Origin of the sequence: Sphingobacterium sp. BIGb0116, assembly GCF_024808035.1 — a bacterium.
GTDB lineage: Bacteria > Bacteroidota > Bacteroidia > Sphingobacteriales > Sphingobacteriaceae > Sphingobacterium > Sphingobacterium paramultivorum.
This window is the reverse complement of the sequence record NZ_JANUDT010000008.1, coordinates 25,748-40,539: the sequence shown is the minus strand read 5'-3', so window position 1 is coordinate 40,539 and position 14,792 is coordinate 25,748. Positions and strand designations below refer to the sequence as shown.

General features: G+C 40.6%; 11 protein-coding genes and 4 tRNA genes. 11 read left to right on the top strand and 4 right to left on the bottom strand.

The window, feature by feature from the left end:
* Nucleotides 1-146: 146 nt before the first annotated feature.
* The 9 genes from M2419_RS18340 to M2419_RS18300 all read left to right on the top strand — a co-directional run bounded on the left by M2419_RS18340 (nt 147) and on the right by M2419_RS18300 (nt 5,758).
* The gene (locus M2419_RS18340; protein ID WP_159730686.1) at nt 147-2,315 is read left to right on the top strand and encodes a M1 family metallopeptidase; all 2,169 of its coding nucleotides are present in this window, start codon (nt 147-149) and stop codon (nt 2,313-2,315) included.
* A 59-nt stretch (nt 2,316-2,374) separates the two neighbouring features.
* Nucleotides 2,375-3,130 carry a UDP-2,3-diacylglucosamine diphosphatase gene (locus M2419_RS18335; protein WP_120333599.1) on the top strand — a complete coding sequence of 252 codons (756 nt, stop codon included), beginning with the start codon at nt 2,375-2,377 and terminating at the stop codon, nt 3,128-3,130.
* Nucleotides 3,112-3,702: a Crp/Fnr family transcriptional regulator gene (locus M2419_RS18330; protein ID WP_120333600.1), complete on the top strand. Its 591-nt coding sequence runs from the start codon at nt 3,112-3,114 to the stop codon at nt 3,700-3,702. The genes M2419_RS18335 and M2419_RS18330 overlap by 19 nt, the downstream gene beginning before the upstream one ends.
* Nucleotides 3,703-3,768: 66 nt before the next feature.
* A complete protein-coding gene (locus M2419_RS18325; protein WP_153847502.1) occupies nt 3,769-4,098 on the top strand; it encodes a multidrug efflux SMR transporter in 330 nt (109 codons plus the stop codon).
* A gap of 98 nt (nt 4,099-4,196) precedes the next feature.
* Entirely contained in the window at nt 4,197-5,270 is a 1,074-nt protein-coding gene (gene prfA / locus M2419_RS18320) for a peptide chain release factor 1 (protein ID WP_153847503.1), read from the top strand.
* 73 nt (nt 5,271-5,343) lie between these two features.
* Nucleotides 5,344-5,417: transfer RNA gene (locus tag M2419_RS18315), tRNA-Asp, on the top strand.
* A 57-nt stretch (nt 5,418-5,474) separates the two neighbouring features.
* Nucleotides 5,475-5,551, top strand: a tRNA-Asp gene (locus tag M2419_RS18310).
* A gap of 31 nt (nt 5,552-5,582) precedes the next feature.
* Nucleotides 5,583-5,656 (top strand) — tRNA-Asp (locus M2419_RS18305).
* A gap of 25 nt (nt 5,657-5,681) precedes the next feature.
* Nucleotides 5,682-5,758, top strand: a tRNA-Asp gene (locus M2419_RS18300).
* 64 nt (nt 5,759-5,822) lie between these two features.
* Here M2419_RS18300 and M2419_RS18295 read toward each other — a convergent pair.
* The 3 genes from M2419_RS18295 to M2419_RS18285 form a co-directional block, all read right to left on the bottom strand.
* Nucleotides 5,823-6,044 (bottom strand): (4Fe-4S)-binding protein, encoded by a 222-nt coding sequence (locus M2419_RS18295; protein WP_088160155.1) that lies wholly within the window; start codon nt 6,042-6,044, stop codon nt 5,823-5,825.
* A gap of 62 nt (nt 6,045-6,106) precedes the next feature.
* Nucleotides 6,107-7,348: an MFS transporter gene (locus M2419_RS18290; RefSeq protein ID WP_153847504.1), complete on the bottom strand. Its 1,242-nt coding sequence runs from the start codon at nt 7,346-7,348 to the stop codon at nt 6,107-6,109.
* A 221-nt stretch (nt 7,349-7,569) separates the two neighbouring features.
* Nucleotides 7,570-11,616, bottom strand: a complete 4,047-nt coding sequence (locus M2419_RS18285) for a glycoside hydrolase family 2 TIM barrel-domain containing protein (protein ID WP_259255501.1) — start codon at nt 11,614-11,616, stop codon at nt 7,570-7,572.
* A gap of 384 nt (nt 11,617-12,000) precedes the next feature.
* Between M2419_RS18285 and M2419_RS18280 the strand changes: the two genes are divergently transcribed.
* Together M2419_RS18280 and M2419_RS18275 are read left to right on the top strand one after the other, a co-directional pair.
* Nucleotides 12,001-12,573: an RNA polymerase sigma factor gene (locus tag M2419_RS18280; RefSeq protein ID WP_075990961.1), complete on the top strand. Its 573-nt coding sequence runs from the start codon at nt 12,001-12,003 to the stop codon at nt 12,571-12,573.
* A 24-nt stretch (nt 12,574-12,597) separates the two neighbouring features.
* Entirely contained in the window at nt 12,598-13,704 is a 1,107-nt protein-coding gene (locus tag M2419_RS18275; RefSeq protein WP_227550289.1) for a serine protease, read from the top strand.
* Between the two features lie 78 nt (nt 13,705-13,782).
* Here the strand turns inward: M2419_RS18275 and M2419_RS18270 are convergent, their stop codons facing one another.
* Nucleotides 13,783-14,418 (bottom strand): peroxiredoxin, encoded by a 636-nt coding sequence (locus M2419_RS18270; RefSeq protein ID WP_145331041.1) that lies wholly within the window; start codon nt 14,416-14,418, stop codon nt 13,783-13,785.
* Between the last annotated feature and the right edge of the window lie 374 nt (nt 14,419-14,792).

Below are 14,792 nucleotides of genomic sequence, written 5' to 3'. Positions count from 1 at the left end.
CTCTTATCTTAAAATATACGATACACCTGCATTTTTTTACTCACAACAACCTATCCAACAACATTATACACATATTTCTTCGCGGTATATTTTTATAGCAACCGAAATTTCTTTAGATTTATTTAAATCTTGAAAATATTACAACAATGTTAAAAAAAGTCATATATCTTTCTTTGTCAATTTCCATTCTTCAAATTGGAATAAGCGAAGCACAACAACTTTCCATAGATCAACAATATCGAGCCACTCCTACTAAGATCAACGATCTTGTCCACACCAAGCTCGATGTACATTTTGACTATACCAATCAATTCCTCAATGGAAAAGAGTGGGTTACATTAAAACCTCATTTCTACCCAACGGACTCCCTTCGCCTCGATGCAAAAGGCATGGATATCAAACAGGTTTCTTTGGTCAATGGCTCACAATTGATTCCTTTAAAATATACCTATGATGATCATTCGATACTGATTAAGCTCGACCGTAATTACCTTGCAAAGGAGCAATATACGGTATACCTCGATTACACAGCAAAACCCAACTTATTAAAAGTTCAGGGCAGCGCAGCGATTAACGATGCTAAGGGACTATATTTTATCAATCCTGATGAACGCGTGCCGAACAAACCTCGTCAAATATGGACACAGGGTGAGACTGAAGCATCATCAGCCTGGTTCCCGACGATTGATCGCCCCAACCAAAAGACTACAGCAGAAATCTCCATGACCGTTCTTGACAATTATGTAAGTTTATCGAACGGTGCATTGAGCAATCAACAGAAAAATAGTGATGGCACACGTACAGATACCTGGAAAATGGATTTACCACATGCCCCATACCTATTTATGATGGCCGTTGGTGATTTTAAAATCTATCAGGACAAATACAACAATATCCCCGTTGACTACTATCTTGAACCGAAATATGCGCCCTATGCCAAAGATATCTTCGGTAAGACACCAGCGATGATGGACTTCTACAGCAAGACATTGGGTGTTCCTTACCCTTGGAATAAATATGCGCAGATAGTCTGTCGCGATTATGTCTCAGGCGCCATGGAAAATACAAGTGCAACACTACATGGCGAACATGTACAAAAGACAAAACGCGAATTGTTGGACGATAATCAGGAAGGAACGATTGCGCATGAACTATTTCACCAGTGGTTTGGTGATTTGGTCACAGCAGAATCCTGGTCCAATTTGACCATGAATGAATCTTTCGCCACTTTCGGCGAGGTTATCTGGCGTGAGCACGACGGCGGTAAAGATCGTGGAGATAAATCTAGATTTGAAAAACTCCAGTCCTATCTCAAATCGACAAAAAATGGGAAAAGCCCGACTTTAGCCCGTTATCATTATCATGATAAAGAAGATATGTTTGATAATATCAGCTATGCGAAAGGCTCATTGATTCTCTATGCCCTAAAAGAGCAAATGGGTGATGAAGCGTTCTATCAATCGTTGAAAAAATACTTGACAGACAATTCTTTTAAAACCGGTGAACCGCAACAGCTCCGTCTAGCGATGGAAGAAGTGACCGGCAAAGACTGGGCTCCGTACTTCAATCAATGGTATTACCAAGGCGGGCATCCAATTTTGAAGGTCACAACAAGAAACGGAGAGAACAGTGTCATACTGAATGTAGCCCAAATTCAAGATTCTACAGTACAGACATTCCAGCTTCCCTTGGCCGTCGATATCTATACCAAAAATGGGAAGATCAGACAGACCTTTCAACTCAACAGGCGGAATGCTCAATTTATGATTCCATTACCTGCTGCTGTTGAATTTATTGATATTGATCCCGAAAAAACACTCGTGGGTCAAATTCAAATCGATAAATCAGATGGCGACTACCTATATCAATATGAGCACGCCCCTTCATTTGCCAACCGCGTCGGTGCGATTGCCTATGCCTCAAAAAATCCGACAAATACCATCAGCCAGCAAATCTTAACAAAAGCATTGGCGGATACCGATGCGGATCTTGCTGCAACAGCGATTCAAGGTCTCGATCTAAGCAATCCCGCGGTTCGCAAGTCAACAGAAAAAACCATCCTAACACTTGCAGAGAAATCCGAAGCATCTGTTATCCGTGCCTCTGCGATTCAAAAGCTTTCACAGACAAAAGATAAAAAATACAAAAGTCTAATTCTGAATGCTGTAACCGACAAATCCTATATGGTTATTGCAAGTTCAATCATGGCAATAAAAAGTACTTATCCAGATCAACTTCAGCAGTCTTTGAAGCGCATTGATCCCGATGCTACGGAATATCTAAAAGCGCTCATCACCGAATTATCAAAATCATAGCAAAATATATTGTGGAGGCGAATTTTGTATTCGCCTCCATTTTTTTTAGTTTTGGCCACATGTCAACAAGAACAAAAATTTATTTTGCCTCCGACTTTCATCTTGGATCTTACCCCTTGGAACGTTCACGGGAAAGGGAGCTGCAAATTATACAGTGGCTGGACCAGATCAAAACAGATGCTGCACAGCTCTATCTTGTTGGTGATATTTTTGATTTCTGGTTTGAATATGCTACTGTTGTTCCAAAAGGCTATATCCGCTTTTTGGGTAAATTAGCCGAAATTGCAGATCTCGGCATTCCCATTACTTTATTTAAAGGCAACCACGATATGTGGATGTTTGATTACCTCAAAAAGGAATTAAATGTACGGATCATCGACAATGAGCTGGAGTTACAACTCAACGGCAAACATTTTTACATTCACCACGGCGATGGTTTAGGTTCGGGAGATTACAAATACAAGATACTCAAGAAAGTATTTCGGAGCCGTCTCTGTCAATGGTTATTTGCACGGTTGCACCCAAATCTCGGAATCGGAATCGCGACACGTTGGTCCAAACATAGCAGGCTTTCGAATAATGAGGACGAAAAGTTTCTGGGCGAAGATAAAGAATGGTTGATCGGTTATGCAAAGGAACTGGAGTCAACCCAACATCACGACTATTATATCTTTGGCCATAGGCATCTTCCCTATGATGTTGAGCTGAACTCCAATAGCCGTATTCTAAATTTAGGGGAATGGATCAATTACCATACCTATGCCGTATGGGATGGTGAAACTTTACGTTTGGAAAAATGGGCGAGCAAATCCTAATTTCTTTATCCGATTGCCTGAATGGTTATCACTTTCTAACGCCTGAAAGTGCTGCAAAATTGGAGCAGGTCAGTAAGAAAATCACGGCGAAAAGAAATAGCCTGTTGATCGAACAGGACAAAATTCAAAAAGACATCTATTTTCTGGCTTCAGGATTAGCCCGCGTTTACTACGAGACGGCCAACCGTCAGATTACCCTGGATTTTGTTTCACCCGGCGGAACACTCATATCGATGAATAGTTATGTCCATGATACCCCGGGTTATGAAAACATAGACCTTTTGGAAGATAGTGTTGTTTATCAGATAGACCAAAAGCAACTTTTTGACCTCTACGAAAGTGATATTGCCATTGCAAACTGGGGAAGAAAGATGGCTGAACTTGAGTTTATCAAGGCCGAACAACGAACCATGTCCAAGCTCTTTAATACTGCCCAAGAGCGCTATGCTGAATTACTTCAAAAGTACCCCCAATATATCCAACGGATCAAACTTGGTTACATCGCCTCCTATCTCGGCGTCAGTCAGGTTACCTTAAGCCGGATTCGCGCAAATATTCACTCAAATTTTTAACATTTGTAAAAATTATTATCGGCCAAAAGCTGGACCTTTGTACCAAAACAAAAAATAGAAAACAATATGAACTGGATATTTTTAATATTGGGCGGATTGTGTGAAATTGGTTTCACCACGTGTTTGGGTAAAGCCAAAGATGCAACCGGGAATGGGCAATGGTTCTGGTATGGTGCCTTTGTCGTATTCCTATTTGCAAGTATGGGCTTATTGATCAAAGCCACACAAACACTTCCCTTGGGCACAGCTTATGCCGTTTGGACCGGAATAGGTGCGGTAGGTACTGTTTTAATGGGGATCATCTTTTTTAAGGAGCCAGCAGATTTCTGGCGCATATTCTTTATTTTCACGCTGATTGCTTCCATCGTAGGACTAAAAGCAGTTTCCTCTCATTAATAGCAGGCTAGGTTGTTTAAAAGCAACAAAATTTCCTTACTTTTGTACACTCAATAGTAATCTAGGTCATACATTCCTAGAAGAAGCATTTTTGATATATGTTAGACAAATTACAAGCGATAAAAGAAAGATGGGAAGAAGTGGAAGCTGAATTGAGCAACCCTGATACCATGCAAGATATGAAACGTTTTGCCAAATTGAATAAAGAGTACAAAGATTTGGGCAAAATTGTGGACCAATACCATATTTACAGAAATATGGTGAGTAATATTGATACCAATAAGGACATCATCATGAACGAGAAGGATCAAGAACTTCGTGAGATGGCAAAAGAGGAATTGGATCTTTTATACGTAGCAAAAGAAGAAAAAGAAGAAGAAATTCGCCTAATGCTTATTCCGAAGGATCCTGAAGATGCGAAAAATGCAATTATCGAAATTCGTGGTGGATCAGGTGGTGATGAAGCAGCCTTATTTGCGGGCGACCTTTACCGCATGTACACACGTTATTTCGAAACCAAAGGCTGGCGCAACGAAGTAATGGACGTTACTGAAGGAACTTCTGGCGGTTACAAGGAGGTGATCTTAAAAGTTATTGGCGATGATGCTTATGGTCAATTGAAATACGAATCAGGCGTTCATCGTGTGCAACGTGTTCCTGACACGGAGACACAGGGCCGTGTACATACTTCTGCGGCATCTGTTGCAGTTCTTCCTGAAGCTGAAGATGTCGATGTTGAGATCAATCCGGGTGATATTGAATTACAGACATCCCGTTCAGGTGGTGCTGGTGGACAGAACGTCAACAAGGTAGAAACAAAAGTACAGTTGACGCATAAACCAAGTGGCATTGTTGTTGTTTGTCAGGTAGAACGTTCCCAATTAGCCAACCGTGAGTTAGCGATGGAGATGTTGCGGAACAAACTTTACGAGCTCGAGTTGAACAAAAAGAACGGCGACATCGCTGCAAAAAGAAAAACTTTGGTTTCTACAGGAGACCGTTCGGCAAAAATTCGTACATATAACTACCCACAAGGCCGCGTAACGGAGCACCGTATTGGAATGACGATGTACAACTTACCGGCAATTATGGACGGTGATATTCAAGGAATTATCGATGCATTGCAGTTTGCTGAGAATGCAGAGAAGATGAAAGATGGCCAAGTAGATTAGTTTTTTTTCAAAAAATCTTTGCAGATACGTAAACAAACGCTATATTTGCACACCTTCTGAGGAGAAGGGTTGAGGTCTGGTAGTTCAGCTGGTTAGAATACATGCCTGTCACGCATGGGGTCGCGGGTTCGAGTCCCGTCCAGACCGCTTCAAGAGAGAGAAATCTCAAACGTTCTTTAACAAAATAAGTTTTTAAGATTTTTAGGTCTGGTAGTTCAGCTGGTTAGAATACATGCCTGTCACGCATGGGGTCGCGGGTTCGAGTCCCGTCCAGACCGCCAAAAATTATTAAAAACAATCCTTAAGATTTTAGGTCTGGTAGTTCAGCTGGTTAGAATACATGCCTGTCACGCATGGGGTCGCGGGTTCGAGTCCCGTCCAGACCGCTAAAATTTTAAAAACACAATTGTTGGTCTGGTAGTTCAGCTGGTTAGAATACATGCCTGTCACGCATGGGGTCGCGGGTTCGAGTCCCGTCCAGACCGCCAACAAAAAAAAGCATCATTTAATTATAAATGATGCTTTTTTTTTGCCTTAACAATACACCAGTTATTATTTTTTTAATTCGTACTGAAGAGCTCCCGAAGGACAGTGCTTGATCTGTTCAATCAATTCAGCCGTACTGGCATTTTGGGCCGTGACCCAGGGCTTATCTTTCGGATGATACACATTCGGCAGACTCTTTACACAAACTGCAGCATGTACACAGCGTTCAGGTATCCAAAGGACGGTTATCTCTCCATTTGGATGTGGATATCTAACTATTTTTTCCATAATTCCATCTCTCTTTAGCAATTCATATTTTAAGAACTAATAACGATAAGGACAATTTTGTTTTAAGAAACAGCGCGTCGTTTTCTGATCATATTACTCACCCGATAGATCATAAAAATACCCACGATGGAAAGTAGAATAACAATCATCCCCAATGTCGGGTAATGCTCCAAGGGGCTTTCTTTTGTTTCTTGGACAATGATTACACCAGCCATTGAAGCTGCCACTCCACCAGCCAACTGTTGTAATGATGAACTGATGCTCATAAATGCGCCCCTATCTTTCATCTCCGGAACAGCAGTGATCAAAGCCGAAGAAGGTGTCATCCGACTCAAAATGCCCGCCATCATCAAAATGTTCAAGATAACAACGATATAAAATGGCGTAACACCTAGGTTCGTATAGATAAATACGACGACCATAAGCCAAAGGGAAGCGAAAGCGAAAATCTTAAACTTATCGTAACGGTCACTCAATTTCCCTACAATGGGCATAATAATCAAGGATGCGATACCCGATATCATAAACAACATCGGTAGCTGTTCGTGGCTTACTTTTAGATTATTTACTGCAAAAGCACTTCCAAACGGCATCATCATATATCCCCCGATCGAAAGCAAAGCTGTTGCCATAAAGCCGATCCGATACTCTCGCTGTGAAAAAGTCAACCAAAGATGTTTTAACGCAGATTGATGTTTCTGAAGGCCTATATGCGCTGTAATAGGAACGAGCTTGGCCGCTATGATAACGACAATAATCAAAGCCATCACTGCAATCCACAAGAAGGCGCTGTGCCAGCCCCAATTGTTTGCAATATATAATCCTATGGGAATACCCAAAACCTGACTTGCACCAAAGCCCATCTGGACAAAACCCATAACACGTCCGCGCTGTTGGAGTGTAAAGATATCGGTAATAATAGCCATAGAAATTGAACCAATAACACCGCCAAACAATCCCGTGACGATTCGGGCAACGACCAAAGTCCCGTAATCGTTGGCAAAACTACAGCAGAATGTTCCGATGATAAATCCAGTATAGAAAAACAGCAACAGTTTCTTCCGGTCAAAACGATCGGCAAACCCGGCAGTCAGCAAGCCCGAAGCCCCCGCGCTAAAGGCGTAGGCCGAAACCGCAATACCAAATTGAGCCGGTTTGAGATCTATGGCTTTCATCAGGATATCCCCCATCGGTGACATCACCATAAAATCGAGTACAACCGTAAACTGTGTCATTGCCAATAAAAACACCACAAGTTTTTGATATGCCGTAAAGGGCGCGTTATCAAGTTTATTTATTTCCATACTGTTCAGATTGCCTCGGTTTAAACTGGTCTAAAAATACAGAAGTGCGCGAACATTCTTTGTAATATGTTTGCAAAATTATCGCTCAAGATTCTATCTTACCTGTTTAGGCTAGACAATCAATCGTTTCTGTCAATCGCTATTTGAACATAGCATAGGGTCGCTAACAAAAAAGCCAGCACCTGTGACAGGTGCTGGCTCAATATGCGATATAAAGCAAATTATTCAGCTATAACAGCAAATTCAGCTCCGGAAGCATAGTCGTCACCACGCTGTGAGTTAAGTCCTGTAAAACGGATATAACGTCCTTTAACAGGCGTTTCGAATCGAACAGTTTTTAGTTTTTTATTCCGTTCAAAAGATCCTGACATCACATCTTCCCAGTTCTTCCCATCTTTACTCACCTGAATCTTATAATCCTTGATATCACCATTGGGTCCATCCTGTCTTGGCAGAAAAGTGAAGCCCTTGATTGTTTTGCTACTTCCAGCATCAAAATCAACCCAATGTGGATACTGTGCTACGGTAACCGAATACATCGTATGCCAAATCGAGGAAGGATCTCCATCCAAAAGGTTCTTAGCATCACCTTCGCCAGTCTCTTGACTTGAAGCAAAAACAACTTCCATTGGAATAGTTTCGATTTTAGTGTATTGCTGTGTTACCTTTAATTTTTCATTATGCTGATACCAAGCCGTTACTGTACCGCCGGCGCGTAAATCAAAAGGCGCTTTGTAGACGCTTGCTTTCGCATTGTTCAAACTGTATACAACAGGTTCATTCTCATTACCTGACAAAATAGAAACTTCACCGTTTGAACTTCTTGCCAAAGAAATTGGCGCATCGCCTGCAGTCGCTACCTGAGCCTTCTCCATCATATCATTATTCTGAATCGGTCGGATAATAAAGCCCATAGACGTTGGCACTGCTTTCACACGGTCTTTTTCCAACGGTGGCCCTTGTCCACAGCTATTACCGCCCAATCCTGTTACCGCCGCATCTAGATGCAGATGTACACCTGAACTTTTTGGCAATTGATAAGGGTGCGGTGCAAACGTCAGTTCGAGCTCACTATATTCCAAAGCGGAAGTTGCTAAATGATTTTTTGCAACAAAGATAGCTCCTTGACCATTATTGTTTGTTAATGCTGTCCAGCGCACATCCTCGTTATTGCTCATATTTTGCGGATTAGGCCATGGCACAAACTGATCTTTTACGGTGCTTTTGTGCAATTCAATAAATTGAGCAGTCTTGCGATCAGCATAATTGTTGATCGGTCCGCGGCCATAATAACTATAGTTGCTATATTCAGCCGGTAATTGCAAAGAATAGCCCAATCGAGCTAACACGACACTCGCATTATTGGATGTAATACTTGACGACAATTCAATAGAGCCATCCTTATAGATTGTCCAGATCTGATTGCTTGTAAATTTAAAATCATCCTTACCAAAAGGCTTATCTGTATGCTCTTTAAGGGTATACGTTCCCGAAGTTCCCCCCAACAAAGACGCACCATATGGAGCTTGTGATTCAATCGTAAACGCCAATACAACTGTTCCATCCTTCTTGGTATAACTGTTTGAAGACAAAACCTTATGTTTCAGGTTATGCAATACTTTTTCAAACCATTGTTGGTAAGCCCAGTTGTCATTGTCAACCGGAGCACGTAGTGCATCTAATTTGGGTCCTTCACCATCGCGAATGATCTGTTTACCAGCATAGATTAAGTTATATAGCGACCCTGTCTTATTATCAAATTTGGCAGTAAACTGTTGTCCTTTCACCACCTGCAAATCACCTTCTTTGGAAAGCAACGCAGCCTCTCCGTGTGCCACAGATGAAATCAACGGTTTATTTTCAGCCGCTTTTACAAACAGTTGTTCCTCCATTTGTACAAAACCTTTGGCTGCCCAAGGTCGATCCGTATTGAGAATAAACTGTACTTTTACAAAATACTCCGATCCCGCATCTAACTGCGCATAATTTATCGGCAATACAAGCTGCTTGCGTTGGCGCGCCTTAGGCAAATCTGTTGCACTGATTGTACCCGTGCTATTTTCCACCTCTACCCCATTTTTATATAGCGACCATTGAACCTGATAATCGGATAGATCCTTAAAATAATTTTTATTGAAAAGCTCAATTTTCCCTTGTTGAATATCAACAGCTTTTACACCGGCATTTTGGTACACTTTCTTTACCTCATAATACTGTGGCTTAGGTTTCATATCGGCAAAGATCAACCCGTTATTGACAAAGGTTCCATCATTGGGTTTGTCTCCAAAGTCGCCACCATAGGCTAAGAAGCGTTCGCCGGTCTTTTTATCATAATAATACATGGCCTGATCAATCCAATCCCAGATGGCACCGCCCATAAAAAAGTTGGTCGATTCGATGGCTTCCCAATAATCTATAAGGTTACCAACGGCATTCCCCATGGAATGTGAATATTCCGAAATATGAAATGGATATTTCAATTTGTAGGTACCTTTTACCGCTCCTCTTACCCAGTCTATCGAAGGATATTGGTTGGACCCCATATCAACGATTGTATTGTTACGCTCGTATTGAACAGGTCGTGACGTATCAATTTTCTTGATAGCCTGATAGGCGGCCACGAAATTATCACCCGGACCGGCTTCGTTTCCTAAAGACCAGATCACAACAGCCGGATGGTTGATGGTCGAATGCACCATCTCGATATTACGGGCTACATGGGCATTTTTCCATTCAGGAACATGAGAAAGAGACTCTTTGCCATAATAATACTCATGACTTTCGATATTGGCTTCATCTTCAAGATAAATTCCATATTTATCGCATAAATAATACCAATAAGCAGGTTCTGGATAGTGCGAATTCCGGACATGGTTGATATTCGCCCGTTTCATCAATTTCACCTCAGCTTCCATCTGCTCTCTGGTCACTACCTTACCATGTTCAGGATTGGTCTCATGACGGTTGACACCTTTCAGTTTCACCGTCTTGCCATTGACATAATAATAACGTCCGGCCAAGCCAAATTCATCATCAGCAGCCTTGGTGTCTTTAATCTCAACCTTTCTAAATCCAACGTAGGTAGAAATAGTCTCTATGGTTTTGTTCTTTTTATCCTTCAATTCAGCTACCAAAGTATACCGATATGGTAATTCGGCAGACCATTTATCTGGATTTTTAACGTTCAACGTTGCTGCGATGCTATTGGAAACTTGATCATCCAGGGTTGGCACAGCAGAAGAGGCTTCTGTCTGGTCAACAAGGGTATTCTCGTCACTGTATAGCTTATTTTTATAAAGTGAATAAACAACTTTATACCCTTCAGCCTTCTTATTCCCTAGATTGCGTACAGTACTCGTAATTTTTAACGAACCATTTTCGTAATTGCTATCCAAGTCTGGAATAGCCGCTAAATCGCGAATCTGAACTTTTGGCGTTGAAGTCAGAGAAACATCCCGAAATATCCCGGGCAATCTAAACATATCCTGGTCTTCCAAAAAGGAAGCGTCCGAACTGCGGTAAACTTCAACAGCCAACACATTTTCAGCACCCTTTTTTAAGTAAGGTGAGATATTGAAAGAAGCGACGTTTCTTGAATTTTTTGAAAATCCGACATATTTGCCATTTATCCACAGGTAGAAAAAGGAGTCTACACCATCAAAATTGATAAATACCTCACGACCGTCCCAATCAGTAGGTACTGTAAAATTGCGTCGGTACGATCCCACTTCATTACGGTAGACATAAGTTGTCCAATCTTGGGCTGGTGTTCGCATGACTCCACCGCGCCAATCATCGACCTTTACTTGATGATGAAAGATCACACGTTGGTTGGTATAAATAGGTACACCATATTTTAGGCTTCCATCCTTCTGTATACCATAAATATTCCAGCTCATCGGGACTGGAACAGATTCCCAGGCACCAACATTATAACTAGGATCATAAAAGTCCTTTGGTCGCTCTTCCGGAGTCTTTACCCAGTTAAACTTCCAAGATCCATTGAGCGAAAGCCAATAGTTACTATGCTCGGGAAGTACTTTTCTTGCACTTTCTACGTTCTGAAAGGAGAAGAACGAAGCATGTGGCAACTCCTTATTAAGTGATAATAATTGAGGCGATTCCCATTCATTCCCTTTTGGAGCCACTGCAGCTCCATACTGGAAACCGTCGATAGATGGCGTAATCGTTTGCCCTATCGCAACGGTAGTGTCCAGCGACAGCAATGAGGCTAGAATCGTTGAAAAAATAACAGAGTTTCTTAACATAATGTAATTAAGCAATTTAGTCCAGGAAATCAAATGTAACTTCATTTTGCAGTAATAACAAGCAGATTATTAAAGCACTCGATTGCGAAACTTTTTCGATACAAAAAAAGATCATATAGAACGTTAAAATCGTCCCATAAGATCTTCTTTCGAGAATTGTACATAAAACAAAGCAAAAACATAAAAAATAGAGGCGGCGAAAAATCACTATTTCCTCCCAAAAGCAGCTGATTTCAATAAAAAACAAATGCTTTCGGTTTCAAGGAATAAGCCTTATTTTTGGGGATAGATTTCGCTTTAAACAAATAAAAGTTTACGTTTGAAAATATTTCGAAGAATTTTATTTTTCAAAGGGTTACAATTTAAGCATTAAGGTATTAATAGGTGAGTAAATTCAGTAAATCAGTCCTGCTAGAAAATGATGAGCAAATCATTGAAGGCATCAAAGACGGCAACAGCTTGGCGATAGATGCTATCTATAAGCGGTACTATCCGTCTATAAGCCATATGATCTTGCAAAACAATGGAAGTGAGGACGAAGCGAAAGATATTTTTCAAGAAGCTGTCATTGTGCTCTACGATAAAGTTTCCAAAGGGAACTTTGAGCTCAGCAGCAAACTAAAAACATATCTTTACTCGATTTGCAGAAGGCTTTGGCTTAAGCAACTCAATCGTGCTGGTTTTGGCAATAGTGACATTCGCGGTTATGAAGATTCCTTATTTGAGGAAGAAGATCTTCAACAGCATCAAGAACTTGAAAAAAAGTTCGATCAAATGGAGCTTGCCTTAGAGAAAATGGGAGAACCTTGTAAGACAATCTTACATGATTTCTACATCTTAAACCATTCGATGCAGGACATCTGTGAAAAATTTGGTTATACCAATACAGATAATGCCAAGACTCAGAAGTATAAATGCCTACAACGGCTGAAAAAAATATTTTTTTCAACAGATTAAAACTAGTGTAACACCATGGGAACAATGAATCAAAAAGAATTTTTCGAATTAGCAGACCAGTATCTTCGCGGCGAATTATCGGCCGAAGAAAATGCTGCATTTGAATCTTTTTGTGCTGATCAGCCCTCCTATGCTGCCCAATTACAACAACACCGGGAATTTGTTGCCAATATGAAAGAAACTAGTCAACGGCTGGATTTCAAAAATGCATTAGCGCAATCAGCAAAAGAATACCATAAAACCCAAAACAAACCCGCAAAGGTCGTTCCTATAAAACAATCAACGGTAATTTCACTTTGGGAACGCATCAAAGCAAGTTCTTTGGTGGCTGCAGTGGTAGCGGTATTTGCAGTATTTGGCACATTATGGCTGAGCGGTTATTACAGCAACCTCGAGAAAGCATCTTCCGATTACAGTGCGCTACGTAGAGACATGAACAATGTCAAAAAGAACGTCAACGCACACAACGCTGCAATCAGGGATATCAATGACAAAAAATCAGTAAAAGGTACCGAAAGCCAGTTTGGCGCAACAGGATTTATGTTGACAACAGATGGCTATGTCGTCACCAACTACCATGTCATCAGTGGGGCTGATTCGATCTATTTACAAAATAGTAAGGGCGAATCGTATAAAGCACAAATCGTACATACCGATCCAAGCAAAGACTTGGCTATTTTATACATTGCAGATAAGACCTTTAAGAAAGCTAAAAGCTTACCTTATACATTCAAAACATCGACTTCAGATCTTGGCGAAGATATTTATACGATCGGCTTTCCTCGTGACGAAGCAGTATATGGTCAGGGATACCTAAGCTCATCAACAGGTTATGCCGGCGATACCATCGCTTATCAGATCTCCGTGCCTGTCAATCCAGGTAACAGTGGCGGTCCGGTATTGGATAGCAGAGGTAATGTGATTGGTATTATTTCCGGAAAACAACGTGGCATCGATGGTGCTGCCTTTGCAATCAAAACGAAATCAATCTTGAATGCTTTAGCGGACATCCCAAGTGATTCACTGGTTACTGGTCTTAAGATCAACAAAAAGAATAGCTTGGCAGGTTTACCAAGAACAGAACAAATCAAGAAAATGCAAGACTATATCTACATGGTTAAAGTCTATTAGGACGCATTTATAACTTAAAAAAAAAGGCAACGTTTTCCCAACGTTGCCTTTTTTTGTCCCTTAATACAAGCCTAATCCTTACAGATTAGGTTGTGGCGTCGTTCTCAAATACGGTTTGATCTCCTTAAACCCTTTTGGAAATTTAGCAGGAATATCTTCTGTCTTTATCGCTGGAACAACAATAACATCTTCACCATGCTTCCAGTCAGCAGGTGTAGCCACTTGATAATCGGCTGTTAACTGTAAAGAATCAATGACTCGTAAGATTTCATCAAAATTACGACCTGTTGATGCTGGATAAGTCAACGTCAATTTGATCTTTTTGTCAGGGCCAATAATAAATACGGAACGTACGGTCACTGTTGCGGAAGCATTTGGATGGATCATATCGTACAATTCGGATACATGATGATCTTCATCAGCGATAACCGGGAAATTCACTTCGGTATTTTGCGTTTCATTGATATCCTTAATCCAATTCAAGTGATCGTTTACATTATCGACGCTTAGCGCAATGGCCTTCACACCTCTCTTGTCAAATTCAGATTTCAATTTTGCAGTACGGCCCAACTCTGTTGTACATACCGGCGTATAATCTGATGGGTGCGAAAAGAAAACGACCCAGCTATCTTTGATATAATCGTGAAAGTCTATTTCACCAATGGTTGTTTGCGCTTTAAAATTTGGCGCTTCATCCCCTAATCTTAAACTCATAATCTTATTTTTTAAATGTGTTTAAATCATATAGTCTACAAATATAGTAGATTAAATTTAGCAAACAAGTAATTCTTCAATTTTTTAAATTAAGATGAAAAAACTAAACTTAATCCAATTGAAAGTAAGGATTTTACACCTATAAACAAAATGGAAAATCAACATGATCCTTTATGTTTATCCCATGGAGAGGTTGACTTCCCTCTGCAAATACGTCTCCAGATTAAACGAGACTAGATGCCCTATCCAGCCCATTATTCACCAAAAAGTTTATTATGATTAACTAAAGTAGTATAAAAAGTAATTTGCCTAATTACTATGCTTGCATAATATATATTTTGTATATTTGAGTATGGTGATACACCAATCTCATA

Coding starts and splice junctions, on each gene's coding strand:
- M2419_RS18340 (WP_159730686.1), top strand. CDS start 147: ATGTTAAAAAAAGTCATATATCTTTCTTTGTCAATTTCCATTCTTCAA.
- M2419_RS18335 (WP_120333599.1), top strand. CDS start 2,375: ATGTCAACAAGAACAAAAATTTATTTTGCCTCCGACTTTCATCTTGGA.
- M2419_RS18330 (WP_120333600.1), top strand. CDS start 3,112: ATGGGCGAGCAAATCCTAATTTCTTTATCCGATTGCCTGAATGGTTAT.
- M2419_RS18325 (WP_153847502.1), top strand. CDS start 3,769: ATGAACTGGATATTTTTAATATTGGGCGGATTGTGTGAAATTGGTTTC.
- prfA (WP_153847503.1), top strand. CDS start 4,197: ATGTTAGACAAATTACAAGCGATAAAAGAAAGATGGGAAGAAGTGGAA.
- M2419_RS18295 (WP_088160155.1), bottom strand. CDS start 6,044: ATGGAAAAAATAGTTAGATATCCACATCCAAATGGAGAGATAACCGTC.
- M2419_RS18290 (WP_153847504.1), bottom strand. CDS start 7,348: ATGGAAATAAATAAACTTGATAACGCGCCCTTTACGGCATATCAAAAA.
- M2419_RS18285 (WP_259255501.1), bottom strand. CDS start 11,616: ATGTTAAGAAACTCTGTTATTTTTTCAACGATTCTAGCCTCATTGCTG.
- M2419_RS18275 (WP_227550289.1), top strand. CDS start 12,598: ATGAATCAAAAAGAATTTTTCGAATTAGCAGACCAGTATCTTCGCGGC.
- M2419_RS18270 (WP_145331041.1), bottom strand. CDS start 14,418: ATGAGTTTAAGATTAGGGGATGAAGCGCCAAATTTTAAAGCGCAAACA.